22 protein-coding genes are annotated in these 25638 nt (G+C 70.7%); 15 read left to right on the forward strand and 7 right to left on the reverse strand.

Features of this window, described 5'->3' with window-relative positions; all coding sequences use genetic code 11:
- Positions 1-13 precede the first annotated feature (13 nt).
- A complete protein-coding gene (locus tag ACN269_RS05730) occupies positions 14-622 on the reverse strand; it encodes a hypothetical protein (RefSeq protein ID WP_421471388.1) in 609 nt (202 codons plus the stop codon).
- 145 nt (positions 623-767) lie between these two features.
- On the opposite strand from ACN269_RS05730, the gene ACN269_RS05735 reads away from it, so the two are divergent.
- Positions 768-1151 carry a hypothetical protein gene (locus ACN269_RS05735; protein ID WP_421471389.1) on the forward strand — a complete coding sequence of 128 codons (384 nt, stop codon included), beginning with the start codon at positions 768-770 and terminating at the stop codon, positions 1149-1151.
- Between the two features lie 37 nt (positions 1152-1188).
- On the opposite strand, the gene ACN269_RS05740 is transcribed toward ACN269_RS05735, so the two are convergent.
- From ACN269_RS05740 to ACN269_RS05755, 4 genes are all read right to left on the reverse strand, one after another.
- Positions 1189-2430: a helix-turn-helix domain-containing protein gene (locus ACN269_RS05740; RefSeq protein WP_421471390.1), complete on the reverse strand. Its 1242-nt coding sequence runs from the start codon at positions 2428-2430 to the stop codon at positions 1189-1191.
- A complete protein-coding gene (locus ACN269_RS05745; RefSeq protein WP_421471391.1) occupies positions 2417-2578 on the reverse strand; it encodes a hypothetical protein in 162 nt (53 codons plus the stop codon). The genes ACN269_RS05740 and ACN269_RS05745 overlap by 14 nt, the downstream gene beginning before the upstream one ends.
- 114 nt (positions 2579-2692) lie before the next feature.
- Complete coding sequence (locus ACN269_RS05750) at positions 2693-3835, reverse strand: helix-turn-helix domain-containing protein (RefSeq protein WP_421471392.1); 1143 nt, start codon at positions 3833-3835, stop codon at positions 2693-2695.
- Positions 3836-4079: 244 nt separating this feature from the next.
- On the reverse strand, positions 4080-4838 hold the full coding sequence (locus ACN269_RS05755) for a hypothetical protein (RefSeq protein ID WP_421471393.1): 759 nt from the start codon (positions 4836-4838) through the stop codon (positions 4080-4082).
- A 540-nt stretch (positions 4839-5378) separates the two neighbouring features.
- Between ACN269_RS05755 and ACN269_RS05760 the strand changes: the two genes are divergently transcribed.
- Together ACN269_RS05760 and ACN269_RS05765 are read left to right on the forward strand one after the other, a co-directional pair.
- Positions 5379-6544, forward strand: a protein-coding gene (locus ACN269_RS05760; protein WP_421471394.1) for an IS3 family transposase whose coding sequence is annotated in 2 segments (ribosomal slippage) — positions 5379-5663 and positions 5666-6544 — 1164 coding nt in all. Because the reading frame shifts where the segments join, the coding sequence is not laid out codon by codon here.
- Positions 6545-6986: 442 nt separating this feature from the next.
- Positions 6987-7469 (forward strand): GNAT family N-acetyltransferase, encoded by a 483-nt coding sequence (locus tag ACN269_RS05765; protein WP_421471395.1) that lies wholly within the window; start codon positions 6987-6989, stop codon positions 7467-7469.
- Between the two features lie 222 nt (positions 7470-7691).
- Here ACN269_RS05765 and ACN269_RS05770 read toward each other — a convergent pair whose 3' ends face one another.
- Positions 7692-10070, reverse strand: coding sequence for a discoidin domain-containing protein (locus ACN269_RS05770; protein ID WP_421471396.1), 2379 nt, complete (start codon positions 10068-10070; stop codon positions 7692-7694).
- Between the two features lie 181 nt (positions 10071-10251).
- On the opposite strand from ACN269_RS05770, the gene rfbD reads away from it, so the two are divergent.
- Complete coding sequence (gene rfbD, locus ACN269_RS05775; RefSeq protein WP_421471397.1) at positions 10252-11184, forward strand: dTDP-4-dehydrorhamnose reductase; 933 nt, start codon at positions 10252-10254, stop codon at positions 11182-11184.
- 7 nt (positions 11185-11191) lie between these two features.
- Here the strand turns inward: rfbD and ACN269_RS05780 are convergent, their stop codons facing one another.
- Positions 11192-12244: an NAD-dependent epimerase/dehydratase family protein gene (locus ACN269_RS05780; RefSeq protein ID WP_421471398.1), complete on the reverse strand. Its 1053-nt coding sequence runs from the start codon at positions 12242-12244 to the stop codon at positions 11192-11194.
- Positions 12245-12454: 210 nt separating this feature from the next.
- Here ACN269_RS05780 and ACN269_RS05785 point away from each other — a divergent pair, with 210 nt between their 5' ends.
- From ACN269_RS05785 to ACN269_RS05835, 11 genes are all read left to right on the forward strand, one after another.
- The gene (locus ACN269_RS05785) at positions 12455-13558 is read left to right on the forward strand and encodes a sugar transferase (protein ID WP_421471399.1); all 1104 of its coding nucleotides are present in this window, start codon (positions 12455-12457) and stop codon (positions 13556-13558) included.
- Positions 13551-15116, forward strand: coding sequence for a lipopolysaccharide biosynthesis protein (locus tag ACN269_RS05790; protein WP_421471400.1), 1566 nt, complete (start codon positions 13551-13553; stop codon positions 15114-15116). The genes ACN269_RS05785 and ACN269_RS05790 overlap by 8 nt, the downstream gene beginning before the upstream one ends.
- Entirely contained in the window at positions 15113-15964 is an 852-nt protein-coding gene (locus ACN269_RS05795) for a class I SAM-dependent methyltransferase (protein ID WP_421471401.1), read from the forward strand. The genes ACN269_RS05790 and ACN269_RS05795 overlap by 4 nt, the downstream gene beginning before the upstream one ends.
- Positions 15961-16812: a methyltransferase domain-containing protein gene (locus ACN269_RS05800; protein ID WP_421471402.1), complete on the forward strand. Its 852-nt coding sequence runs from the start codon at positions 15961-15963 to the stop codon at positions 16810-16812. The genes ACN269_RS05795 and ACN269_RS05800 overlap by 4 nt, the downstream gene beginning before the upstream one ends.
- On the forward strand, positions 16812-18119 hold the full coding sequence (locus ACN269_RS05805; protein ID WP_421471403.1) for a glycosyltransferase family 2 protein: 1308 nt from the start codon (positions 16812-16814) through the stop codon (positions 18117-18119). The genes ACN269_RS05800 and ACN269_RS05805 overlap by 1 nt, the downstream gene beginning before the upstream one ends.
- Positions 18112-19272, forward strand: a complete 1161-nt coding sequence (locus ACN269_RS05810; protein WP_421471404.1) for a glycosyltransferase — start codon at positions 18112-18114, stop codon at positions 19270-19272. Before ACN269_RS05805 ends, ACN269_RS05810 begins: the two co-directional genes overlap by 8 nt.
- Positions 19269-20585, forward strand: coding sequence for an O-antigen ligase family protein (locus ACN269_RS05815; protein WP_421471405.1), 1317 nt, complete (start codon positions 19269-19271; stop codon positions 20583-20585). The genes ACN269_RS05810 and ACN269_RS05815 overlap by 4 nt, the downstream gene beginning before the upstream one ends.
- Positions 20582-21529 (forward strand): glycosyltransferase family 2 protein, encoded by a 948-nt coding sequence (locus ACN269_RS05820; protein ID WP_421471406.1) that lies wholly within the window; start codon positions 20582-20584, stop codon positions 21527-21529. Before ACN269_RS05815 ends, ACN269_RS05820 begins: the two co-directional genes overlap by 4 nt.
- Positions 21529-22728, forward strand: coding sequence for a glycosyltransferase family 4 protein (locus tag ACN269_RS05825; protein ID WP_421471407.1), 1200 nt, complete (start codon positions 21529-21531; stop codon positions 22726-22728). Before ACN269_RS05820 ends, ACN269_RS05825 begins: the two co-directional genes overlap by 1 nt.
- Positions 22728-24698, forward strand: a complete 1971-nt coding sequence (locus tag ACN269_RS05830) for a hypothetical protein (protein WP_421471408.1) — start codon at positions 22728-22730, stop codon at positions 24696-24698. Before ACN269_RS05825 ends, ACN269_RS05830 begins: the two co-directional genes overlap by 1 nt.
- A gap of 76 nt (positions 24699-24774) precedes the next feature.
- Positions 24775-25638 (forward strand): TylF/MycF family methyltransferase, encoded by an 864-nt coding sequence (locus ACN269_RS05835; RefSeq protein ID WP_421471409.1) that lies wholly within the window; start codon positions 24775-24777, stop codon positions 25636-25638.

A 25638-nucleotide genomic window follows, 5' to 3' on the forward strand; every position in this document is an offset into this window, starting at 1 on the left:
ACCCGTTGTGCGTTCAGAGGTAATCGAAGAATCGGGTGAACCAGGTCGCCTCGTCCGTCGGGACGAACACCCAGCCGTTGGGCCCGTCGTAGGGCGTGGCGAGGATGTGCTCGGGGACGAGCAGGTACCCGAGACCGGTGAGGATCTCCTCGATCCGTGCGCCGTCGTCCGGGTGCAGGTGAGATGTGTGGCCCCACGGAGCGGAAGCGCCGTAGGTGGCGAGGCCCCCGAAGTTGCTCACGCTCACACCCAGCGACAGCGGGATTCGCGTACGTTTCGTGCGGCTGCGACTGGCCTCGGCGGGAATCTCGATGCCGCCGAAACATGCGGAATCCTGAGGGTGCCACGCGACGCACTGGCAACCGAAGGCCTCGCTCAATCGTTCCGTGAGCCGGTCGAACCGACCCTGGGTCGCCGCGAGGTCGAATTGCCGTGGCATCTCCAGATCGCCACCTGCGCCTGACTCCAGCCGCTCGTTCCATGCCGTCAGCACCGACTGCGGCACGGTGCCGTCCACCATGGCCCGCAGGATCGACTCCGGGCTGAGGCGGTGCTCCACCGGTGGGACCGGCTCGTCCAACTCCCGAAGCAGCGACCACCAGTCCGCGTCCGACATCGTCACGGGAGGCACGGTAACCAGGCGGCGCCAGAGCCGACACACAATTTGGGCCGGCTCGGGCGGCGCACCTAGCATCGTGGCCAGTCGGGGCGGCGGATCGGCGTACCTAGGTCTCAGCCGCGCTTCGAAGGATGGCGGGAGTGTGCGATTGAGCCTGGATATCGCGGTGTGGATACCGGACGACAACTCATACGCCGGCCGGCACGTCGTCGAGGATCCGCCGGACGTGAGCACGGCAGTGGGAGCTGAGGCCTTCCGTCATTCGCTGTGGGGTTCCGCGGCCGCTCGTCAGCTGGGCGCGACGTTCCTGCCGCAACTCGCCGACGTCACGGCCGAGAACCGGGGCCACCTCCAGGTCTCCCCCGGCCAGCTCGACGCCTTCGCTCAGGAGTGCGACCTGCTAACGGAGAACGTCGAGCTGCTGTCCGCCGCGACCGGCTACGACACCGATCGCATCCTCCGCTACCTGAGCAACGTGGGAGATGCCGTGCAACGCGCCAGGGCGGTACACGGCGGCATCATCATCTGGTAATCGGCGCACAGGTGGATGGGCGGCCGCCGCTCATCGGTCACCGGGTGAGCCCGACCAGCATCGCCAGTCGCGCCACGCCGGCCGGCGCCGGCCTGACACGGGCAACATCACCGATGAGGGTACGCGCCAGAGGCCGCCCCCGAACCTCACCCGGCGCGACGCTGTCCGCGTCGACCAACGCCCGCGCCGCCCCGCGCAGGTCACCAGCGCGCACGTAGATCCGCGCAGCGTCGAGCAGGTAGGCACCCCGATGCTCGGCCGGCAACCGCCGCCACACCTCCCTCCGCACGACGCCCACATGCCGAGTCAGTGCGCCGTCGGTGTCCCCGCGCTGCACGGCGAGCAGCACCCGCGCCATCTCCACGGTCACCGGCCCGAAGGTGCTGCCGTGCGGGTCGTACCCCCGAAGGTCGGCGGCGACGCCCGCGGCCCGGTCGATCAGCTCGGTGGCGCGGCGGTGCTCGCCGCACCCAGCGGCGGCAAGCGCGGCCTGCACGAGCAAGATCCCACCCACCGCCCACCCTCGACGATCACCCGGCCCGGCGTGCTCACCCCGTCCCCGTTGATCATGAAGTTGTTGTCGACTTTGATCTCCAAAAGTGCCGCTAACTTCATGATCACCGTGGTGGAGTGTCGGTAGAAGAGCGCGGTTGGCCGCCGTGAGGGTCGCCGACAGGGCCAGGCGGTCCCGGCCCGATGCGCGTAGGGCCTGGGCGACCGCGATTGCCGCCGTCGCCGCGAGGACGGGGTCGTCTTGGGCGGTGCCCATGGCGCGGTCGGCGGCCAGCCAGGCGAGGTCGGCCTCGCCGAGCTTGATCAGTAGTAGCGCGGTGATCCGGTATGCCTGCACCAGCACCTCCGGCGAACGCGCGCCCTGGGCGGCGTTGAGCAGGTTCGGCACCGCGCGCACCAACTGTGGGTAGTGCGCGTGCTGGTAGGCCATCCAGGCGTGCCCGACCTGTCGCCTCAGCTCGTGCAGGTGTGGCGGGGTCGGCGGGGTGTCGTAGCGGGCGAGCGCCGCTCGGATGTCGTCCACCCCGGTCGGCGCGCTCGCCGGGGTGCTGGGCGGCTGGCCGAGCAGCACCTCCGGATCGACCCGCAGGACGCGGGAGAGTTCTTGGATGACCGAGTACCGGTCCAGGGGGCGAACGCCGCGTTCGATCTTGTCCACCCAGCTCTTCGACCTGCGCAGCCGGTCGGCCAGCATCTGCTGCGTCATCGACCGCCGCACCCGCCAGCCGGCCACGCGTCGTCCGATGGGGAGGTCATCGCTGCTCACGCCGCCACCGCCGGTCCGGGATCGCGCGGGTCGTGTCCTCGACGGGCACGCGCTCCGCCTCGGCCTGAGCCAGGATGCGCTGCTTGGCAGCCTCCCGCTCGGCCGCCTCAACCTGTTCACCCTTGCTCGCCGTCTCGTCACCGCGCATGCACACCTCCGTCGGGCCGTGGGCGCGACGTAGGTCCCGGAACAGCTCAGATCGTCGTCACCCACAGTCATCGTCAATGTGACAGTGGGTCGCCGACCAGGCGAAACGCGTCCGTTATGGCGTAGCGGACAGCCGAAGCAGACGGACCGCCTCGGTGACCTTGCGTGCGAGATCGTGGGATGCGGTCGCTACGGCAATCGAGTCTGCCGCCGCCAACGTCTCGCGAGACGCGACGGTGTCTCCGGCCTGTGCCTGCGCGACGGCCAGGTGGATGAGGTTGTGTCCGTGCCACTCGGCGTTGCCGGCCTCCTCGTTGACGCCCGCCACACCGGCCGTCAGCAACTCCACCGCCCGGTCGTTGGCACGGCTGTCGGTTGCGCCAAGGTGCCGTAGAACGCTCCCCTGCTGGATGGCGAAGAACGACGGTGTGTACCAGTAGCCCCACGGAGACAAGGGTTCTTCGGCAGCCTGGGCTGACAGGTCCGATGCCTCGGAGAGACGGTCAGTGACGGCGGTCGCCTCAGCACCGGCCATGGCTAGACCTCGCGCCTCTTGCCCCGCGCAGTAAGCCCGCAGGGCGGCGTTCACCGACTGATCGCGTCTCGCCTCCTGAGAGAGCCGAATCATGGTCGGGAGTTCGTGGCGGCACTCGGCTTGATATCCCTGAAACGACAGCACGGTGGCGACGAGGTCGCCGTTACCGGCCTCCTCCGCCCACTGCAAGGCCCTCGCGTTCCAGGCAGTCGCTGCGCGCTCCTGACCTTGCGCAAGGCTGAGCCAGCCCGCGAACTGTGCCCACTGCCCGGCCAGATCGACCATGCGATGCCGTACGCCGTCCGGGGCATCCCTGAGCAGGCTGGTCACGGTGTCGAAGTGATCACGCACGGGTTGCGTGATCGCCGCTGCGCCGATGGCATCCTCCAAGCGGCGGTATCCGGCAAGGAGGCCAGCGAGCGCATCCACAGTGGCGCGGTCCACACGTCCCCGATGCGCCGTCACGTACGCCAGACGATCGTCACCCCGTGGCGTTTCGACGACCAGGGCCGCCAACGCGCCGTTTGCTTGCAACGCGTCATCGAGTCGGACCGCCACGTCCACCGTCGGCTTGGTCTGCCCTGCCTCAAGTTGGTGAAGGAGGCTCTTGCCGTGGCTGACGACGGCGGCAAGCTGCCGCAGCGAGAGTCCTCGCGCCTGGCGAAGGCGCCGCAGTTCAGCCGGGAACCGTGGATCAACGAGTGTGGTTGCGCGTGGGGGCATGGCTGCACTACTCCTACCTCACGACGGCGACGGTCGGCCATCCCGCAATCACCTAGGGTACTCCCCACCCATGTCCTGTATGGATTCTTAACGACGGTCACTGCCGGCTTGCCGTATCTGTGACGATGATCCTGTTGGAGCGGTCAGCAATCCGTAGCCCGGAACCCCGGCCTCTGGCAAGGGCCGGTTGCTGTCGGCCCCTCACCGCGACCCCGCTGGCCGCTCCAACCCGACCCGGCCTCAATCAATGGAACTGGCTCAGCTGGTGAGTCGCCCGTTCCAAACGTTCCACGAGGCGTGGCAAGACCTCGACGGCCGTGGTGACGGTGCGGTCGAGACTCTGCGACTCGAAGACCTCGGCAGCGTAGGCCGCAGCGCTAGCACTCTGATCGAAGGCGCTCGTGCCGAATACCTCAGCCGCATAGGCCAAGGCCCGAGCGGTCTGCCCGCTGACTCCGTCCCCGACCGACAAGGTCGCGATGATTCCCTTGAGTTCGGCGACGGTCTCAGAGTTGGCAGTGCCAGTCTCTTCCAACCGTTTGGTTACCGCCTCAAGCCGCTGCAACGGAGGTTCCGCGAGATCCGTCAGTATCTTGCCGAGCGTCTCAGCATCAGGCACACGCAGCCTCGCGAGCACCGCGCCGGCCTCACCTTCGTGGCGAGCCTTCCAGGACTTCAACACCTCAGGCGTATAACGGGTCTCGTCGCCATCCACCTCCTTGTGATGAGCGAGGCAGAGGAGGAGCAAATTGGCAAAGGTATCGCGTTCCTCCGCCGGCATTTCCCCCTGGAACCTGGCAGCCTTTGGCCGAACGCCGTAGATGTGCGCTACTTGTGAATTCTTCTGATACACGCCGGGACGAACCTCTAGCACTACCGGCATGGCGCAGTTCGGGGCGTAGCATTGTCCGTTGCTGACGGTCCAGAGGGCGGCCAGCATTGCGGGGTGGAGATCTTTGCGCTCGCCAGCGCCTTCGACGTGCGGCTTAGATGTGGTAGTCATCGTGACACCTTGTCATCGGTGTGCGACAGACGGCTACGGCCGGTGGCACAGATCCGCTGTCTTCCAACTGACACGTTTCCTGCCCGTTTCCCGTGACTCTCTAGCCATCCCGTCGGCTTCGTCCGCACATCGTGGAGGGGATGGGGCCTGCCTGGTCAAGGTGGAGCACCCCACTGGTCGAGTCTCAATGGCAGTTGTCAAGCGTGGGTTGCCGGCGGCCGGGGGCGGCGTGGGTATTGGAAGAAGATTGGGGATGGCTGGTCGCGGTACGGTGCCGCTGCTTGTTCCGGTCCACTGGTGTCGGTGTTGGTCCGCCCAGGCTCATGCACCCTTCGATGCAGCTCAGGGTCGACCACGGATTCGAGCGACGTCCGGTGCCCTACATCGGCTGAGCTGACAGGCGACGTTGGGTCCTGCCTACGGCGTCTCGGAGCATCGGCTCAGCTCGCAGCCAAAACCGCGTCACGACGTCGGGTCTGCTGCACCGATAGGTGACATCTGAGATGGCTTGCCCTGACGGCGAGCTGGAAGGATGTCGCTGTGCCCAAGCCCTACCCCCGAGAGTTCCGCGATGACGTCGTGCGGGTCGCTCGTGACCGCGAGCCAGGCGTGACGGTCGAGCAGATCGCCAAGGACTTCGGCGTGCACCCGATGACCTTGTTCAAGTGGCTGCGCCAGGCCGACGTCGACGCCGGCGCCACCCCTGGGACGTCCAGCAGCGAGTCGGCCGAGCTGCGCGAGGCGCGTAAGCGGATCAGGTTGTTGGAGCAGGAGAACGAGGTCCTGCGCCGGGCCGCAGCCTACTTGTCGCAGGCGCATCTGCCGGGAAAAGGCTCTACCCGCTCGTGAGCGAGCTGGCCGCCGACGGGATCCCCGTGGCGGTGACGTGCCGGGTATTGAACATCGCTCGTCAGCCCTACTACCGGTGGCGTGCCCACCGTGTCACCGACGCCGACCTGGTAGCGGCGTATCGGGCGGACGCGTTGTTCGACGCCCATCGCGACGACCCGGAGTTCGGCTACCGGTTCCTGGCCGACGAGGCCCGCGCTGCCGGCCAGCCGATGGTCGAGCGCACCGCCTGGAAGATCTGCTCCGGTATGGGCTGGTGGAGCGCGTTCAGCAAAAAGCGTCGGGGCAAGGGCGGCAAGGTCGGTCCACCGGTACACGACGACCTGGTCCAGCGGGACTTCACCGCCGACGGCCCGAACCGGTTGTGGCTGGCCGACATCACCGAGCACCGCACCGGCGAGGGAAAGCTCTACCTGTGCGCGATCAAGGACGTGTGGTCCAACCGGATCGTCGGCTACTCCATCGACTCACGGATGAAGTCGAGGCTGGCCGTCAACGCCCTGCACAACGCCGTAGCCCGCCGTGGTGACGTGGCCGGCTGCGTGCTGCACACCGACCGCGGGTCGCAATTCCGGAGCCGAAAGTTCGTCCACGCTCTCCACCAGCACCACGTGACCGGGTCGATGGGCAGGGTCGGCGCCGCCGGCGACAACGCTGCCATGGAGTCGTTCTTCGGCCTGCTGCAGAACAACGTCCTCGACCGCCGCACCTGGACCACCCGGCAGCAGTTGAGGACCGCGATCGTGACCTGGATCGAACGGACCTACCACCGCCGCCGACGCCAACGATCCCTGTCCCGGTTGACCCCCGTCGAGTACGAGACCATCATGACCCGACCGGCCAGTCAGGCCGCGTGACTGAAACTGTCACCTATCGGTGCAGCAGACCCACTTGCAGATGATGCTGTGCTGTTGCTGCGGCTAACCCGGAGGACGGATCCACGCGCAAAGTCTAAAATGAGCCTTTTCCAAGCCGCGCATGGGTTGGATCGTTGGCCGCGAGCCACGATGCGGCGCGAGCCTTGACAAACAGACGGCCGAGGCTGGAGGCCGCCGGGCGCATTTGGCCCCTGCCGGTCGCAGCGTGATGGCGGCTGCCCTTTGAGCTCTCGTCGTTGCAGGCCGGCGGACGCATTGTGTTGCGAATGGGGTTGCAGCGTCACGTAGGATTCCGATCATGAGTTGCGTCGCCGCTTGGCGCACCCGCCGCTGAGGGTCGGCTCGCCGCCGTCCCGGCCGCTGGCCGGCCATCTGATGCCCGATTTGTTGGCTTTCAGAACTCAGCTTGAGAGGCACTCACATGCGTATCCGCTCGTTCCTTCAGCATGACCTGGCTCGGCTCACCGAATTGACCATCGAGACGTTCGGGCCGTTCTACGAAGACTCATTCCGCCCTCTTGTGGGCGACGTCGTCTTCGCCAACCAGCACGGTAAGTGGCGCGACGACTACGTCAAGCAGGTTGTCGAGCTCCACGACCCAGCGCAGAACCGGTACGTCGCGGTCGGTGAGCACGAGGGTGTCATCGCCGGCTACGTGGCCTGGGCGGTCGAGCCCGAGCGGCGAAATGCCAGCGTCACGATCCTCGCCGTGGCCGCGGAGTACCGCCGGCTCGGTGCGGGCAGGGTGCTGTGCGAGCACGCGTTCTCCGCGATGCGGGACCTTGGCGCCGAGGTTGTCACGATCGGCACTGGCGGAGACAGATTCCATGCGCCGGCCCGAGCCCTGTATGAAGCTCTCGGCTGCACGCCGCTCCCGGTCGCCGTCTACTACCGAGAACTCTGACCCGATCCGGGGCAGGGGCGCCTCACGTCCCCTGCCCCGGGTTACACCAGTCCGTGCCAGCCTCTTGTGTCAGGCAGGCATCGCAGGTGGTGTCGCTTCTGCCTAGCGTTACGGCGACTTGTGATCACCGAACTTCTGTGAACGTCGACATGCACCGCTAGGGGCTGGGGTCGACGGGAGAAGCGGCCGCCGGTCGGCGTCCGGCGGCCGCCCCACGTCCGGTCAGCTCGCGTACACCTCCAGTGCCGCCAGCTGCCCGGCCGGCCACCCGGTGTTACCGGTAACGGTGATCCGCACGTAACGCGCCTGCGCGGCACCGAACGTCAACGACACCGAGTTCCCCGTCGAAGGATTGAACGTCCGCCCCGCCGAGCCAACGAGCATCCCGAAGCTCGAACCATCCGTGCTGCCGGTAACGGCGACCGTCTGCGTACGAGCACCCCACGCCGAGGACGGCGGCAGCTTGAGCACCACCCGTCCGACCGTGCGCGCAGCGCCCAGGTCGACCTGCACCCACTGGGGGAAGGCGTTGTTGGCGCTCTCCCAGTAGCTGTTGGCGTCGCCGTCGACCACGTTGCCCGAGCCGTAGCTCTGGACGTGGCTGCTCTCGCTGGTAGAGCGGCCGCGGGCGAGGTCGGAGTTGGCGGGGGCGTCGGTGGTCACGGTGACGGCGTTCGACGCGGCCGAGGTGTTGCCGCCCGCGTCGCGGGCGACGACGGTGAAGGTGTACGAGGTGGACGCGTTGAGCCCGCTCACGGTGGCGGTGGTGCCCGTGACCGTGGCGACGACCGTGCCGCCCTGGCGTACCTGGTAACCCGTGACGCCCTTGTCGTCGGTCGAGGCTGTCCAGGCCAGGGAGACGCTGCTCGACGTCTTGGCGGTCACCGCAAGATTGCTCGGGGCGGTCGGCGGGTTGTCCGTGGTGCCGCTGGAGCCGTACACCTCGACCTTGGCGAGTTGGCCCGCCGGCCAGCCGGTGTTTCCGGCGATGCTCAGCCGGATGTGGCGGGCCGTGGTGGTCGTCAGCGTGCGGCTGACGGTGTTGCCGGTCGCCGGGTCGAAGGCGAACGCCGAGGCCCCGGCGATGGTCGAGAAGGAGCTGCCGTCGACGCTGCCCTGCACGGTGATGGTCTGGGTACGCGCCTCCCAGCCGGCGGGTAGCCGCACCACGAGTCGGCTGACCTGTTGGCTGGCGCCGAGGTCGACCTGCCACCAGTGCGGGAACGCGCCGCCGCCGCTCTCCCAGTAGCTTCCGGCGTCGGAGTCCACCGCGTTCGCGGCGACGAACGATCCGTTCTGGCTGCTGGCCGAGGCGGACCGGCCGGCCGCGAGGTCGCCGCCGGTCGGGGGCGGGGTGCCGACCATGGGTGGGGTGGGTCGGGTCGCGGTGAGGGCGAGCTGTCCCTTGAGCATCCGGCCGCCGTCGGCGGTGATCCGCAGGTAGTAGTCGGCCGAGCAGGCCACGCCGTCCTCGTCGAGGGCGCGGATGTTCGCGCCGGCCGGGGTGGTGGCCTGCGTCTCGGAGGTCTTGGCGATCTGGTTGCCCTCGTTGTACTCGTCGAACATGGACACGTAGAGGCCCTGCGAGCCGAGTCTGACCATGTTGTAGATGTGCCGCCAGTAGAAGTCGCCGTGGCGGCGGTGGCCGCCGGCCAGGTCACCGGGCATCACGCAGGGCAGGTAGTCGATGCCGCGCGCCGCGCAGTCGGCCATGTCGCCGATGTTGACGTTGTTGTAGTACGAGTCGAGCCCTTCGAGGGTGTCGGTCCGGTAGACCATCCACGGCGAGATCGCGTTGAAGGCGTGGTAGACGTCGAGGAAGCCGGAGCGGGAGTCGTTGATCCCCTGCCGCCACCAGGTGGGCACACCGCCGATGACGTAGCAGCCCTGCGCCTTGAACCAGTTGATGACCTCCAGGCAGGGCCCGGGGGTGAAGGGCCGGCTCGGTTCGCTGAAGCCGAAGCCCCAGATGCAGACGACCGGCTTGCCGTTCTGGCGGGCGTACGCGCTGGACGCGGTGTGCGTCGACATCTTGTTCAGCCAGTCGGTCTTGATGTCCGCCTGCATGGTCAGCCAGTCGGTGACGTCGTACATGATGTAGAACTTGCGGTTGTAGCGCTCGGCCGCCGAGCGGACCTTGAGCGTCATGGCGTCGCGGGTCGGCCCCTCGTCGCCCGTCGGGTTGAAGCGTTGCAGGGCGGCGGTGTCGCAGCCGTACTCCTGCATCCAGCGGAAGTGGGTGTCCACGGTCTGCTGGTCGTACGAGGAGAAGAGGGTGGCCGGCGAGCCGTTGCCGAGGTTCGGGTACGCGGTGGGGTAGCTGCGCGTGTACTCGCGCATGTCCGGCCAGGACACGATGGTGGTGTTGCTGGGCGAGGGCGGCTGGAACCGGTCGCGGCTCCAGTGCCACCAACCGCCGATCGGCGCGGAGTCGCCGGGGGCGCTGAACCAGCCCTGGTAGCCGACGGTCACCTTGCCGACGACGTCGCCTACCGGGCTGGCGGCCTGGGCGGGGCTGGCGAGGAGCTTCGTGGTGGAGGCGGCGGCGAGGGCGGAACCCGCCAACACGGACGTGACGAACCTGCGGCGGGAGACCGCCATGAGGACCACTCCTTCGGGACGGAAGGCATTGACGGCCATCGTGGCAGTTCCGAATGGGGTTCAGCAAGAGTACGACTGATCGATGGAAAAAATCGTCAGGTCTCGGGAAGCAGTCCAGGCCTGTCCTGTTTCCTGCTCAAAAAGCCCGGCTTGGGCGTTATGTACGATTTACTCTATTTCGATGGAGACAGCAGCTCGTTGGTTGGTGACCGGAGCACACGGCATGCTGGGTCGCGACCTGGTCGACGCGCTCGCCCGCCACCCCGGGGCGTCCGTGACCGTCGCCGATCACGCCACGCTCGACGTCACCGACCCGGCGGCCGTCGCGCGCCTCGTGCCGGGCCACGACATCGTGGTCAACACGGCCGGCTGGACGGATGTGGACGCCGCGGAGGAGGCCGAGGACGACGCGACCGCCGTCAACGGCACGGCCGTCGCGCACCTGGCCCGAGCCTGCGCGGACTCCGGCGCCTGCCTGCTGCACATCTCGACCGACTACGTCTTCGGCGGGGCTGCCCGCCGCCCCTACCGGGAGCACGACCGCACCGGCCCGCTGAACGCGTACGGCCGGAGCAAACTCGTCGGCGAACAGGCGCTGCGGCGACTCCTGCCCGAGCAGGGCTACATCGTCCGTACCGCCTGGCTGTACGGCGAGCACGGGCGGAACTTCGTCGCCACCATGCTCGCCCAGGCCGCGAAGTCACGCGTGGTGCGGGCGGTGGCGGACCACACCGGCCAGCCGACCTGGAGCGGGGCGCTGGCCCGGCAGTTGGTGGAGCTGGGCCAGGCGGCCCACGCCGGGGTGGCGCCGCCGGGGATCTACCACGGCACCAGTGCCGGCCACGCCACCTGGTACGACCTGACGCGGGCGCTGTTCGACCTGGCCGGGCTGGACCCGGAGCGGGTCCAGCCGGTGCCGCACACGATGTTCCCCCGCCCCGCGCGGCGGCCCGCCTACGGGGTGCTGGGGCACGGGCGGTGGCGGGTGGCCGGGGTGAGCCCCCAGGCACCGTGGCGGGAGCAGCTCGGGGAGGCATTGCGGACGCCGGTGTTCGCCGCGCTCGCCGAGACCGCCCGCGCCCGCTCACCGCGCCTCGAGACGTCGGGGCGGTAACCCGCCGTTACTGGGTCGCCACCACCGGGTCGAGGTCGCGCGCCTGGGTGAGGACCTGACCGCCGTGGCGACGACGGGCGTCGCGTACCGTCATCCGCACACCCTCGGTGAGGCCGACCTTCGGGTACCAGCCGAGCAGCTCACGGGCCTTGCGGATGTCGAGCGCCATGGTGCGCACCTCGCCCGGCCAGGGCAGCGGCTCGTAGCGGGCCGGGGCCACGACGCCGCACGCGTCGCGGACGGCGTCGTACACCTCGTTGATGCTCGTCTGCCGGCCGGAGGCGATGTTGACCATTCCCGCGCCCGGGTGGTGGGAGGCGACGGCCACCGCCTCGGCGACGTCGCTGACGTGGATGAAGTCCCGGGTCTGCGCGCCGTCGTCGTAGATGACCACCTGCCGGCCCCGGACGAGGGCGTCGGCCATCAGGGACACGACGCCGCAATCGCCGCCCTCCTGGCGGGGGCCGTAGACATTGCCGAAGACCATCGAGGTGTACGCCAGGCCGTGCTGCCGCCCGTACCAGTCGAGGTAGTGCGCGGCGGCGGCCTTGCTGATGCCGTACGGGCTGACCGGCGCGATCGGATGGTCCTCACGGATCGGCAGCTCGTTGGCGGGGACCCGGCCGAAGATGGCGCTGCTGGCCGCGTTGATCACCAGTCGTACGCCGTTGCGGACACAGGCGTCGAGCACGTTGACGGTGCCGAACACGTTCACGTCGGCGTCGTACAGGGGTGAGCGGCGGGCCGCCGGGACGCTGGGCTGCGCGGCCAGGTGCACCACCACCTCGGGCTGCCACTGGTGCACGATCTCCAGCCCTTCCGGCGTACGGATGTCGCCGGTCACCACGTCGGCCTCGGTCAGCCCGCCGTACGCGGCATCGGCGAGGTTCTCCAGCCGCCCGGTGGAGAAGTTGTCGAGGACGCGGACCTCGCTGCCCATCAGCATCATCCGAGCGACCACGTGGCTGCCGATGAAGCCGGCGCCGCCGATCACCAGAACGCGCCGGGGCACCGGGACCGCCGTCGGTTCGGGACTGACAGCGATGTCGGACAGGACCATCTGGAACTCCTCGGTGCGACAGGGCCGTCGGCCAGCGCGGCAACCCGGGCTCGGGCCGTCGGCGCGGGCCTGGCACGCCCAAAAAGGGAACCTTTCCCCACCCAGGTTGACGCCATATCGGCATGCTCGTCCCCAGAATCCTTTTTTTGCCGTTTTGACCCTCTTGGGTCTTTTGTCCTTGACACTTGCTCCCGGGGTGTGCTGGCCGGCATGCCGTGCGAGTCCCTGACCGAGGAGGTCGACGCGTTGAGGAAGACCCGGGGTCCCATCCGTGCGGGCCACACTCCGGCGTCGCTCGACCGCGCCGACGTCCCGATCGGTCTCGGCACGGCGCCGACGTCCCGGGTGGGAGTCCGTCAGGTGTCCGTGCCCCACGCCGGACGGCGCGAGCGGACTCCGCGGTCGGAGGAGAACAACCGGCGGTTACGCGTGGTGGTCATCGAACCGGACGACGTCCCCCCGGTTCCCGACCGGCTCGACGAGGAGTTCGACGTCGCCGCCCGGCTTCCGATGTCGTCGCGCCCCGAGGACGTCGCGACGGTCCTCACCCGTGTCCGCCCCCGACTCCTGCTGCTCAAGCACTCCCTGGAGAGCATCGACGAGCGCCTCATGACCAGTTGCCTGAGCGCCGGAGTCGAGATCCTGGTGCTGGCCCGACCGGTCTACGGCCTGCTGCGAGCGCCGGCGATGGCCCGCTTCGGCGGGCTGCCCTGGATCCGCCTCGCCTCCGGCGCGGGCCGACCCCGGCACGAACGACTCAAGCGGGCCTTCGACCTCGCCGTCATCCTGCTCAGCGCCGCCGTGGTACTCCCGCTGATCGCGGTGATCGCCGTCGTGGTCTCGTTCACCGGTCCACCGTTCTACCTCCAGGAGCGGGTCGGCGCGGGCGGCCGGCTGTTCCGGCTGGTCAAGTTCCGGACCATGCGGGTCGGCGCGGAACAGGCCACCGGGCCCGTCCTCGCCCAGCCCGACGACGCCCGGATCACCCGGGTCGGACGCTGGCTCCGACGCTCCCGCCTCGACGAACTCCCCCAACTGTGGAACGTCGTACGCGGCGAGATGAGCCTCGTCGGCCCACGCCCCGAGCGGCCGGAGTTCATCGCCGGCTTCGAGCGCCTGCCGCACTACGACCTGCGGCACCTGATCCGCCCCGGCCTCACCGGCATCGCGCAACTCACCGGCGGCTACGCGGCCACCGTGGAGGACAAGCTCCGCTGCGACCTGCTCTACCTCAACTGCCGGTCGATGCGGGTCGACCTGGCCCTGCTGCTGCTGACCGTGGTGGAGCTGTTCCGGGGGTTTCCCCGTGGGTAGCGCCACCGACACGGTCGACACCCGGGTCACCCGCAACACGGCCAGCATGCTGGGCGCGCGGGTGGTCATGGCGCTGTCCGGGCTGGTCTCGGTGCCGGTCGTCTACCAGAGCCTCGGACCCCGGGAGTTCGGCGTCTGGATCGTGCTGACCGGTCTGCTGGCGATGGCCGCGCTGATCGATCTCGGACTCGGCTCCGCACTGGTGCGCGAGGTGGCCAGAGCCGTGAGCACGGCGGACCGTGACCTGGTGCGCCGGCTGCAAGGGCTGACGCTCGGCTGGGCCGTACTGCTCGGTCTGCTCACCCTGGGCGCGCTCGGCGTCTGCTGGCCGTGGATCACCGGCCTGCTGCGGCTGGGCGACCTCGCCGACCAGGCGTGGCACGCGACGATCTGGCTGGTTCTGGGCCTGGTCGCCAGCGCCGTCGAGCTGCCCTGGCGTGCCGTGCTCGAAGGCGGCCAGCGGTACGGGTCGCTCGCGGCGATCAGCGCCGGCACCGCCGTGCTCGGGGCCACGCTGGCGATCCTGGTGGTACGCCTCGGCGGCGGCCTGGCGGCGCTGGCCGCCTCCGCCGCCGCCACCGGCGTCATCCGTACGCTCCTACTCGCCGGGGCCACCCACCGGCAGCGCCCGGACCTGTCCCCGCGCTGGGGACGGCTCGGCCGGAGCGACGTCCGCCGGATCGGCGGGTACGGCATGCGGGTGCAGGTGTCCACCGGAGCCGGCATGGTCAACGTGGAACTCGACCGCCTCGTCCTCGGCGGTGTCTTCGGTCCCGCCGTCGCCGGTGACTTCGACCTGGGCACCCGCCTGCTCAACCTGCTGCGCCTGCCGCCGAGTCTCGCCCTGGTCGTGCTGTTTCCCGCCGCGGTCGCGCGCTCGGCGGCCCAGGGCGTCGGCTGGGCGGACCGGTTCCACCTCGCCGCGACCCGTTACCTGGCGCTGTTCCTCGCGCCGGCCGCCGCGGCGCTGATGGTCAGCGCCGACCCGCTGGTCCGGCTCTGGCTGGGACACCAGGTCACCTGGGCGACGGTGAACATCCTCGTGCTCACCCCCGCGTACGCCCTCAACCTGATCAGCGGGGCGACCACCGTGGTGGCCCGCGCCGAGGGCCGACCCGGCCTGGAGACCCGGTACGTGCTGCTCTCCGTCGTGCTCAACCTGGCCTTCACGGTGCCGCTGATCTGGCTCTGCGGCCCGCTGGGCGTACCCCTGTCGACCGCCCTGGCCGTGGTGCTCAGCACCGCGTACTTCCTGGTCCACTTCCACGCGGCGACGGCCCGGCGGCTGACCCCGCTGGCGCGGGCCATCTGGCCGCCGATCGCCGTGGCGGTCGCGGCCGGACTGGTCGCCAGCGCGGCGAGCCGATACCTGCCGGACGGCCCGGGGCGACTCGACGCCGCCCTCGCCGTCGGCAGCCGGGTGGGTCTGACCCTGCTCGTCGCCGCCGTGTTGTTGATCATCGGCGGACACGTCAGCGCGAGCGACCGGATGCGGCTGCACCGGCTGCTGCGCGCTCCCGCGGCCATCCTCGCGCCGACGGCGGGCGGTCCGCGATGAGCGTCGACCGCCACACCGCCCGGTGCCTCGTGTGTGGACCGCGGCAGGACCACTGGCCCGAACTCGGTGGGCTGCTGCGTCGCTGCGCGGCCTGCGGGTTCGCCTGGACCGCGCAGGAGCAGGCCGAGGCGGACGGCCGCTACGACGAGGACTACTTCGCCGACGGCGGCTACGACGACTACTTCCGGGAAGGGCCGCGCCGGTTCGAGGCGGGCCGCCGGCTGCGCTGGCTGCTCTCCACCGTCCGACCCACCACCCTCATCGAAGCCGGCTGCGCCGGAGGCTACTTCCTCGAAGCCGCCCACCACGCCGGCATCAACGCCACCGGCATCGAAGTCAGCCACGCCGCCGCCACCTACGCCCGCGACCACCTCCACATGCCCGTACGACAGGGCTACTTCGAAACCATCGCACCCACCCTCACCGCCGACACCATCTGCGCCTTCCACGTCCTCGAACACGTCCAAGACCCCCGCGCCTTCCTGCACGCCGCCCACACCGCCCTCACCCCCGGCGGCTGGCTCGCCCTCGAAGTACCCAACATCGCCTCCGCCGCCGCCCGCCGACTCGGCACCGACTGGCCCGGTCTGCAACCGCGCTACCACCGCTGGCACTTCACGCCCGCCACACTGGTCCGTCTCGTCACCGACGCCGGCTTCGAGGTGGTCCGGCAGGACACCACCGTCTTCCGCTACTACATGCCGCTGCGGTACCGGCTGCGGCACGCGCGCCACCTCCTACCCGCCGACCTGATCGGGCTCCGCTCACCGCGGCTGACCCATCCGCACCTCGGCGACCTGCTCCGGGTGATCGCCCGGACGCCACAAAAACGACGGAGTACCCGATGAAACTGGATGGGATCGAGCTGGTCCGCTGCCGGCTCTGCGGCCGCGCGGGCGGACACAGGCCGACGCTCGGCGACCTGCTCTGGAGCTGCGCCGACTGCGGCTTCGTCTGGACGGCCGGCGACGCGCCGGACCCCGAGGAGCTGTACGACGAGGCCTACTACACCACCGACGGGTACCAGGAGTACTTCGCCTCGGCCGACCAACGCCGGTTCGAGGCGGCCCGCCGGCTGCGCTGGCTGCTCTCCACCGTCCGACCCACCACCCTCATCGAAGCCGGCTGCGCCGGAGGCTACTTCCTCGAAGCCGCCCACCACGCCGGCATCAACGCCACCGGCATCGAAGTCAGCCACGCCGCCGCCCAGTACGCCCGCGACCACCTCCACATGCCCGTACGACAGGGCTACTTCGAAACCATCGCACCCACCCTCACCGCCGACACCATCTGCGCCTTCCACGTCCTCGAACACGTCCAAGACCCCCGCGCCTTCCTGCACGCCGCCCACACCGCCCTCACCCCCGGCGGCTGGCTCGCCCTCGAAGTACCCAACATCGCCTCCGCCGCCGCCCGCCGACTCGGCACCGACTGGCCCGCCATCGCCCCGGCGTACCACCGGTGGCACTTCACCCCGGACACGCTCAGCCGGATGTTGGTGGAGACCGGCTTCCGGGTCATCGCCCACGACACGGTCTTCTCGCGGTTCTACTGGCGACCGGCGGCCCGGTGGCGCAACGCGCGCAACCTCCTGGTCGCCGACGTCGCCGCCAGCGGTTCACCCCGGGTGACGCACGCGCGGCAGGGCGACCTGCTGCGGATCTTCGCCCGCCGGGACGACCGGAGCGTGTCGTGATGGCCGCCCCACAGCTGTCGGTCCTGCTGATCAGCTGGAACACGCGCGAGCAGACCCGGCAGTGCCTGGAGTCGCTGGCCGCGACCGCCCCCGCCGACCTGGACTACGAGGTGGTGGCCGTCGACAACGCCTCCTCCGACGGCTCCGCCGACATGCTCGCCGACCAGCCGCGGGTCCGGCTGATCCGCAACAGCCACAACACCGGCTTCGCGGCCGCCGTGAACCAGGCGTACCGCCGCTCCACCGGGCCGTTGGTCCTGCTGCTCAACAGCGACGTCCGGTTCCACCCGGGCGCGCTGACCCGGATGATCGAGCACCTGCGGGAGCGGCCGGAGGTGGCCGGGGTCAGCCCGCTGTACCTCAACCCGGACGGCACGTTCCAGCAGCACTACGTCCAGCAGCCCAGCTTCGCGGCCACCATCGCCCTCGTCACCGCGCTGCGCCGCGTGCCCGGGTTCCGGCAGGCGCTGCACCGGTTCCAGATGCGCGGCGAGGACTTCAGTCGCCCCCGGCAACTCGCCTCCGGCAGCTGCATGCTGCTGCGCCGCGCGGTGCTCGGGCGGCAGACCATCTTCGACGAGACGTTCCCCGTCTACTGGAACGACGCCATCCTCGCCCGTCAACTCCAGCAGGCCGGCCACCAACTGTGGATGATCCCGGACGCCGTGGTCACCCACAGCCGGGGAGCGTCCTGCCGGCTGCTCGGGCCGACCATCCGCTTCCGACACCTCCTGGGCAGCCTGGTCGGCTACCTGCGCACGACCCAACCCCGGCACCGGATGGCGATCTTCCGGGCCGTCCTGCTCGTCGACCACCTGGTCAAGCGGCTGTTCGGCCGACCCGTCCAGCTGGGGATGGCCGACCTGCTCGCCGCGCTGCGCGGCGACGTCGGCCCGCTGCCCGACGGCGACACCCGCGACTGGCTGGTGCTGTTCCGCCGTACCAGGTGGTCCGTCGACGGACATTCGACCGTGCTGCGCCAGTTGACACCCGGGCAACGACTGCTCATCGTCGACCCGCCGGCCCGACGCCCGCGCTGGCGGTGCGAGGTGACCCCGATCGGCTCGGCGGCCTGGCACGCGAGCGCGCCCACCGCGCTGCCGTGGGGCGACGCACTGCCGCTGGTCAACTGGATCAACCGCCGGATCGCGGCCAACGCCGTGCGCGGCTGGCTGGACCGCCACGCCGGAGCGCGCCTGCTGCGCCTGGACGACGAACGCGCCCACCCGGTGCTCGGCCGGCTGGGTGAGGACGAGGTGCTGCCCCCCGGAGGGCCCCGACCGATGCAGCGGTCGAGCCGTGGCTGAGCGCACGCTTCGCCGACCAGTGCCGACCGTCGACGAGACGGTCACCGACGACCGGGACTGGGTGGTCGTCTTCAGCGGCACCCCGTGGGCCAACGGCGCCCACCGTCAGCACGCGCTGGCGCGCGAGCTGACCGTCGACCACCGGGTCCTCTTCGTCGACCCCGCCGGACACCTCCCCCGCTGGCGGGTGCGCGTCCGGCAGGTGGCCGACGGCCTGTGGCAGTGCGCCGGGCCCGCGCTGCTGCCGCTCGGCCGGCACGTGCCGCCGGTCAACCGGATCAACCGGTGGTTCGCCGCGCTGAAGCTCCGTCGCTGGTTCCGCCGGAACGCCGACTCGGTACGACTGCTGTGGCTGGACGAGGACCTGGCCGCGCCGGTCGCCGCCCGCCTGGACGCGTCCGCCGTGGTGTACGACGCCACCGACCTGGACTGGACGTTCACGAGACGCTGGAACCGTCGGCACCTGCGCCGAGCGTTGGACTCCGCCGTCGGCGCGGCCGACCTCGTGCTCGCCTCGTCCAGCGCGCTACCCGAACGGATGCCCGCCGTCGACCCCGCGCCGGTGGTCCTGGCCAACGGCTGCGACCCCGAGCACTTCTCGCCGGACGGCCCGGTCGCGCCCTGGCTGGCCGGGCTGCGCCGGCCACTGATCGGCTACAGCGGGGCGGTCGACACCCGCGCCTTCGACGGCGACCTGGTCGCCGAGGTCGCCCGGGCGCACCCCGAGTGGACGTTCGTGCTGATCGGACCGTCCACCCGTGCCGGACGGGCGCCGCTCGCGCACCTGTCCAACGTGCACATGGTGGACGCCGTCGGCTTCGCCGAGGTGCCGAACATCCTGCGGGCCTGCGACGTCACCGTCATCCCCTACCGGGTCGGCAGCCTCGTCGACTACGTGCACCCGAAGAAGTGCTACGAGTACCTCGCCCTCGGCAAGCCCGTCGTCGCGACACCGCTGCCCGCGCTGCGGGCGCTCGCCGACGTCATCGCCCTCGCCGACGACGCGGCCGGCTTCGCCGCCGCCATCGGCGCCGCGCTGGACGACGCCGACACGCCCGACCAGGTCGCCCGACGGCGGGCGGTCGCCGCCCGCAACAGCTGGTCCGTCCGGGGCATACGGCTGCGCTCACTGCTGGCGGGGTTGCCGCGATGAGAGTGCCGATCGTCGCACCGACCGTGCTCCTGGGCGGCGCCGGGCTGGGCGCCCTGGTCACCGTGGTCACCCTGCTGCCCGGACCGGTCGGCCTGGCCGCCGCCGCCGGTGTGCTCGCCGGTGGCGTGTTCCTGCTCTGGCCGTGGGCGGTGCTGCCGGTCGGCATCATCGGCGGCGCGGTCATCGGCGCCGTACTCAGCGGCGGTGACGTCCGGGGATTCATCGCGGTGAAGGTGCTGCTGCTGGCCGCCGGCGGCGCCGCGCTGGCCGTACGGCACTGGCTGCGGGTGGAGGGGCCGGCCCGGCGTACCCCCGCCGACGTGGGCATGCTGAGCCTCATCGGGTTGACCGCCGTGGCCGCGATCTACGGCCTGGCCGTCGGCAACGCCCCCGAGGAGGTCCTGGTCGCCGCGTACCAGATGGCCACCATCCCGGTGTACTTCTTCGTCGCGACCCACACCCTGACCACCGCCCGTCGGATCCTCGCGGCCGGAATCCTGTACGTGGTGCTGGCGGCCACCTTCACCGCCCTCTCGGTCACCACGCCGGGGCGGCACGGCGGACTCATCACCCTGATGGCGGTCCCGCCGCTGATCTGGGCCGCCGGTCGACTGCGGGGGTGGCGTCGCAACGGCGTCCTCCTGCTCGCCGGGTTCTTCGCCGTCGACGTCCTCCTGGCGTCGTACCGGGGAATCTGGCTCGCCGCCGTCCTGACCCTGCTGATCATGCTGGTCCGTGGTGGTCGGGCCGTCCGCACCGGGCTGGCCGCGACCGCCGCCGCCGGGGTCGCGGTGGCAGCGGTCCTCGCCCTGCAACCGGGGGTACGGGACCGGGCCGACGAGATCGCCAAGGGCCTGGCGCAGTCGGCCGGCTACCGGGGTGCGGAGTCGTCGGTGGGCCTGGGCGTCTTCGCCGACCAGCCGTTGGTCGGCGCCGGCCTCGGACAGAGCACGCCCGACGTCTACCTGTCCGGCTTCACCCTCACCGACGTCGGACCGGTCTACCACGCCTTCTACGTCACGGTGCTGGCGAACCTCGGGCTGGTCGGCATCCTGTTCGTCCTCTGGCCGATCGTGCGCAGCATCCGCGTCGGCCTGCGCGGACGGGACGGGATCACCCTGCCGTTCGCGGCGCTGTCCTGCGGCTTCCTGGCCGCCGCCGTCTTCGCCGCGCCGACCGACGGGCACTGGGAACTGGGCCTGCTGCCGGCGCTGACCCTGCTCACCGCAGCACACGAAGGTGCGCCGCTTCGACGGTTCGCAGGAGCGCCGCTCCTGCCCCGCCCGGTGCACCGGACAGGAGTCCCGGCATGAGAAACGCCGACGCCACCGCCGTGGTGGTGACCCACAACTCGCAGCGGCAGATCGTCGCCGCCCTGACCGCGCTACGGCAGGAGGGACTGCCGGTGCGGTTGGTGGACAACGCCTCCACCGACGGCACGGTCGCGCTCGTCCGCCGCCGCTTCCCGGAGGTGACGGTCCTCGTCAACACCACCAACACCGGCTTCGCCAGCGCGGTGAACCGGGCCGCCGCCGGGATCGACACCGACGTCGTACTCCTGGTCAACCCGGACTGCGTGGTCACCCCCGGGATGGCCGCGGAGCTGGTCCGGGTCATCAGGAGCCGGCCGTCGGTGGGCATCGCGGGGCCACGGCTCATCGACGCGCACGGCCGGATCGCGATCAGCGCGCACCGGTTCGAGTCCCTGGGCACGGTGCTGGCCAGCCGGTTCGGTGGGTCGCTGACGCCGGTCGCGCTGCGCCGGCTGCTCAGTGGCCGGCAGCGCCGGGCCGCCTACGACGCCTGCGTACGGGGATCACAGCCGGTCCCGGTGGACTGGGTCTCCGGGGCCTGCCTGGCGGTGCGCACCGACCTGTTCGAGGCGGTCGGCGGGCTCGACGAGGGCTACTTCCTCTACTACGAGGACGAGGAGCTGTGCCTCCAGGCCGCCCGACGCGGCGCCGAGGTGCTGTACGTGCCATCCGTGACCGCCCTGCACACCGGGGGCGCGAGCAGCTCGGACCCGGCCTGGATCTGGCCCCACCTGTACCGCAGCATGCTGCGGTACTTCGCCCGGCACCGAGCCGGCACCCTGCGCGCCGTACGCGGCGCCGTGCTGCTGCGCGCCCTGATCGGTATCGGTCTGGCCGGTGTGCGGATGCCCCTGCAACCCCGGGCCGGGACGGCGCGGCTGCGGGCCTGGACCCGCATCGGCCGGATCGCGGTCACCCGAGCAGAGACGGGAGGAGGAGCGTGATGCACGTCCTGATCACGGTCGTCGGCAAGCGCACCGAACACTGGACGGACCTGTTCGACGTGCTGTGTGAACAGCCCGACGTCAGTTTGACCGTCCTCGCCGCGGACGTGTCCCCGGTGACCCGACGCGAACTGGCCCGGCTCACCGGGCGACACCGCCGACTGCGGTACCACGTCGTACCGCACCTGCTCGGCGAGTCGCTGACCGGGCACATGGCCTCGGTGCTGTTCCGGCTCCCCGGCAACCACGGCGTGACCACCACCCGCCCCGACATCCTGCACGTCATCGGCGAGGCGGCCTACCTCACCACCTGGCAGGCCCTGCGGCTGCGGCAGCGCTGCTGGGCGGGAGTGCCCACCACCCTGTACGCCGCGCAGAACGTGGTGACCCGGTTCCCGGTGCCGTTTCCCCGGATCGAGCGACAGTCCTACCTGTCCGTCGACCACGCCTTCCCGATCACGCCCGCGGCGCTCAACGTACTGCGGGTCAAGGGCTACCGGGGTCCGGCCACGATCGTGCCGCTCGGTGTGGACACCCGGACCTTCCGTCCGCTGCCCACCGACCCGGCGATGCGGCCGTTCACGGTCGGATTCGTCGGACGGTTCGAGCCACACAAGGGCGTGACGGACCTGCTGCGCGCGGCCGAGCTGATCGACTGCGACGTGTCGCTGGTGGGGGACGGCAGCCTGGGCGGCGAGATCGACCGGGCGGCCGCGCGACGGCCCGGCCGGGTGCACCGGCACGGCTGGGCCGGGCACGCCGAGCTGCCCGCTCTGCTGAACCGGATGGACGCGGTGGCGATGCCGTCGGTCGAGGTGGTGCAGCGCAACACCCTGCCGTGGATCGGCATCCCGTTGCGCGAGCAGTTCGGCCGGGTGCTGGTCGAAGCCATGGCCTGCGGCGTACCGGTCGTGGGCAGCGACGTCGGCGAGATCCCCTACGTGGTGGGCGACGCCGGCCTGGTCTTTCCCGCCGGTGACGTGCCCGCGCTGGCGACCTGCCTCGCGCGGCTGCGCGACGATCCCCCACTCGCCGGCCGGCTGGCGAACCAGGGCCTGCGCCGAGCGCACGCCGAGTTCGACTGGGCACGCATCGCCGACACCCTCTGCGCCACCTGGCGCGGGCTGCGGTCCCCCACCCGCCCCTTTCGCACACCGCCCGCCGAGACCGGGCATCCAACAAGAGAGGCGATCGCCTGATGAGCGCGTCGATAGATGTCAAGGGCCTGCTCGGTGCCTCCTGGCGCCGCGTGGGCGTACCGCTGATCGGCCTGTGCGCGGGCCTGGCCGCCGCCCAGGGGGTCACCGAACTCCTCCCGGCCCGCTACGAGGCCGAGGCGTCCGTACTGGTCAGCGCCGAACAGACCGACGAGAGCCGACCCGCGGATCTGGCTCTCGCGCAGAACCTCACACCCACCATCGCCCGACTCGTCGGCTCCCGGGAGGTCGCGATCGAGACGGCGCGCACACTGCGACTGCCCGAGCACGCGGTGCTCGGGCACGTCAACGGTGAGTACGAACTCGGTCTACAGATCATCACCGTGCACGCGAGCGCCGGTTCCGGGGCCCAGGCCGCCGCGATCGCGAACGTGGCCTCCCGTGCCGCCAGCGAACGCCTGAGCAAACTGGAGATGGGCGGCTCGACCATCATCAGCGCCCGGGTGCTCGACACCGCGAGCCCGCCGGCCACCCCCGCCTTTCCCAAGCCGCTGCTGAACGGTGTGCTCGGTGCCCTGGCCGGACTGCTGGCCGGCTGGGGCGCGACGCTCCTGCGCGACCGGTTCGACAGCCGACTGCGTGACGTCGGGCAGGTCGAGACGCGCCTGGGCCTGCCGGTCCTCGGCGTGCTGCCGAAGCTGCCGCGCCGCTTCTCCCGCCACCACGCCAGTGCGCTCTACGCGCGCAGCGACGTCACCGACGCCGTACGTGCCACGATCTCGACGCTCAGCGTGCTCACCGCGCCGCTGCCGCGCCGGAGGCTGCTGGTCACCAGCGCCCACGACGACGACGGAAAGGCGCTGGTGACCGCGCTGCTGGGTCTCGGTCTGGCCGACGAGCACTGCCGGGCCACCCTGGTGGACGGAGCCGTACGGGATCCGGTGCTGTCCGGTCACTTCCCGGAGGCGCCGCACACCTGGCAACAGGTCCTCACGCAGAAGCGCTCCCCGGTGCGCCTGGTCGACTTCCCCACCCTGACCGTGCTGCCGGCCGAACCCCGCGAGGGTGCCGACACGCAGGCCCTGCACGACCTGGGCGGACTTCTCAACGCCCTGGGCGAGGACGAGGACTGCGTGCTCGTCCACGCGCCGCCGATCCTGGCGGGACGGGAGATCTCCGCCTTCGCCCAGCACGCGGACGGGGTGCTGCTGGTCATTCGCGCCGGCCGGACGAACCTCGACGACGGAACGCGGGCGGCCCGGCTCGTGCAGCGCCTCGGGCTTCCCCTGGCGGGTGTCGTGGTGATCGGCGCGGAGGCGCGTACGGACCACCGGGTGGCCGGTCAGCAACCGACTCCGACGCCGGACCCGACACACGACACCCTGTCGGTGCCGTCGTCGAGGTCGGGCGCCGTCATCCGGGAGCTGGTCAGCGCGCTCGTCGAGGACTCCTCCGGCAGCACGGGCGGGCGGCATCGCCGGCAGACCGGGGACTCGGGCGGTTCGCCTCGCCCGTCCGCGAGGACGGTCGAAGGCATCGCCGTCGAGCGGCCGACACCGACCGAGCGGGCGGTTCCGGTCGAGCGGGCGACGCCGGTCGAGCAGGCGACGCCGGTCGAGCAGGCGGCGGGCGACGCGAATGCCCGCCTCCCGCAGACGCCGGTCCGGGCGACCCGCGTCGAGGACGCCATCACCGAGCCCAACCCGGTGGTGACCGACGTTCCCCGCAGTCCCGAGCACGCGAATGGCTCGCCGACCCGCCACGGCGCTGCTGGGGTGAGCGTGCTCGGACGGCCACTGGCCCGGCCCGAGGCGACCTGGCGGTCGGCGACGGCCGAGCCCGTGACGCCGCCGTCGTCGGCGCAGACGCCCATCCCGGACCCGACGGGCCGGTGGTCGGCCTACGGGCAGGAGCTGCTGCCCGCCGGACGACCGGGTACGGAACGACTCTCTTCCACGTCCATCGTGCTGCGCCGCGCGGTCGCCGTCGGCGATGCCGACCGTTGGGGCTGACGAACGAGGGGGCGGCGCCCGCACGCCGAGGCGGGCCGCCAGTTGCCGATCAGAGACACCGACAAGGAGATTGCCGATGAGTGAGATGTTGGCGCCGAGCCAGTCGTCCGACCCGATGCTTGACGATCCCCGGGCGCTCTACTGCGACCTGCTCAAGAAGGCGTTGACCAGATACGTCTTCCGCGAGACGTGGATGCCCTACCAGCCACGTCGGGGTTCCCTGCACGGGAAGCTCTACCAGCGCGGCCGGCACCTGCTGCAACGCAAGGGGCTGGAGCTGGTGCTCCAGTTCCCGTTCGACGCGGAGGCACGGGCCAACGGCCGGGACTGGCCGCCGGAGGCCGACACGATGATCGGCCTGCGCCGGCTGGACAACCTGGAGCGGTGCATCGCGGACGTGCTGGACCGGGGCGTGCCCGGGGACCTGATCGAGACCGGGGTCTGGCGCGGCGGCGCGACCATCTTCATGCGCGGGATGCTGCGCGCCTACGGCGACCGGGACCGCACGGTGTGGGTCGCGGACTCGTTCCGCGGTCTGCCCAAGCCGGACCCCCGACGGGTCGAGGACGTCGAGGACGCGCTGTGGCAGGTGTCCTTCCTGGCCGTGTCGCAGGAGCAGGTGATGAAGAACTTCGAGCGGTACGGCCTCCTCGACGACCAGGTCCGCTTCCTCAAGGGCTGGTTCGCGGACACCCTGCCCACCGCGCCGATGGAACGCCTGGCGGTGATGCGTCTCGACGGGGACCTCTACGACTCCACGATGGTCGCGCTGCGCTCGCTCTACCCGAAGCTGTCGGTGGGCGGGTACGTGATCATCGACGACTACCACGCCGTACGCGGGTGCAAGCAGGCCGTCGACGACTTCCGTGCCGAGCACGGCATCGAGGACGAGCTACACCAGGTCGACTGGACGTGCCGCTACTGGCAGCGGACGCGCTGA

It is taken from the genome of Micromonospora sp. WMMD736 (assembly GCF_049179015.1).
Taxonomy (GTDB): domain Bacteria; phylum Actinomycetota; class Actinomycetes; order Mycobacteriales; family Micromonosporaceae; genus Micromonospora.

Bases quoted from the DNA above. Each gene is read 5' to 3' on its own strand.
- ACN269_RS05745 (WP_421471391.1), bottom strand. From the start codon at position 2,578: ATGCGCGGTGACGAGACGGCGAGCAAGGGTGAACAGGTTGAGGCGGCC.
- ACN269_RS05750 (WP_421471392.1), bottom strand. From the start codon at position 3,835: ATGCCCCCACGCGCAACCACACTCGTTGATCCACGGTTCCCGGCTGAA.
- ACN269_RS05755 (WP_421471393.1), bottom strand. From the start codon at position 4,838: ATGACTACCACATCTAAGCCGCACGTCGAAGGCGCTGGCGAGCGCAAA.
- ACN269_RS05765 (WP_421471395.1), top strand. From the start codon at position 6,987: ATGCGTATCCGCTCGTTCCTTCAGCATGACCTGGCTCGGCTCACCGAA.
- ACN269_RS05770 (WP_421471396.1), bottom strand. From the start codon at position 10,070: ATGGCGGTCTCCCGCCGCAGGTTCGTCACGTCCGTGTTGGCGGGTTCC.
- rfbD (WP_421471397.1), top strand. From the start codon at position 10,252: ATGGAGACAGCAGCTCGTTGGTTGGTGACCGGAGCACACGGCATGCTG.
- ACN269_RS05780 (WP_421471398.1), bottom strand. From the start codon at position 12,244: ATGGTCCTGTCCGACATCGCTGTCAGTCCCGAACCGACGGCGGTCCCG.
- ACN269_RS05785 (WP_421471399.1), top strand. From the start codon at position 12,455: ATGCCGTGCGAGTCCCTGACCGAGGAGGTCGACGCGTTGAGGAAGACC.
- ACN269_RS05795 (WP_421471401.1), top strand. From the start codon at position 15,113: ATGAGCGTCGACCGCCACACCGCCCGGTGCCTCGTGTGTGGACCGCGG.
- ACN269_RS05800 (WP_421471402.1), top strand. From the start codon at position 15,961: ATGAAACTGGATGGGATCGAGCTGGTCCGCTGCCGGCTCTGCGGCCGC.
- ACN269_RS05805 (WP_421471403.1), top strand. From the start codon at position 16,812: ATGGCCGCCCCACAGCTGTCGGTCCTGCTGATCAGCTGGAACACGCGC.
- ACN269_RS05815 (WP_421471405.1), top strand. From the start codon at position 19,269: ATGAGAGTGCCGATCGTCGCACCGACCGTGCTCCTGGGCGGCGCCGGG.
- ACN269_RS05820 (WP_421471406.1), top strand. From the start codon at position 20,582: ATGAGAAACGCCGACGCCACCGCCGTGGTGGTGACCCACAACTCGCAG.
- ACN269_RS05825 (WP_421471407.1), top strand. From the start codon at position 21,529: ATGCACGTCCTGATCACGGTCGTCGGCAAGCGCACCGAACACTGGACG.
- ACN269_RS05830 (WP_421471408.1), top strand. From the start codon at position 22,728: ATGAGCGCGTCGATAGATGTCAAGGGCCTGCTCGGTGCCTCCTGGCGC.
- ACN269_RS05835 (WP_421471409.1), top strand. From the start codon at position 24,775: ATGAGTGAGATGTTGGCGCCGAGCCAGTCGTCCGACCCGATGCTTGAC.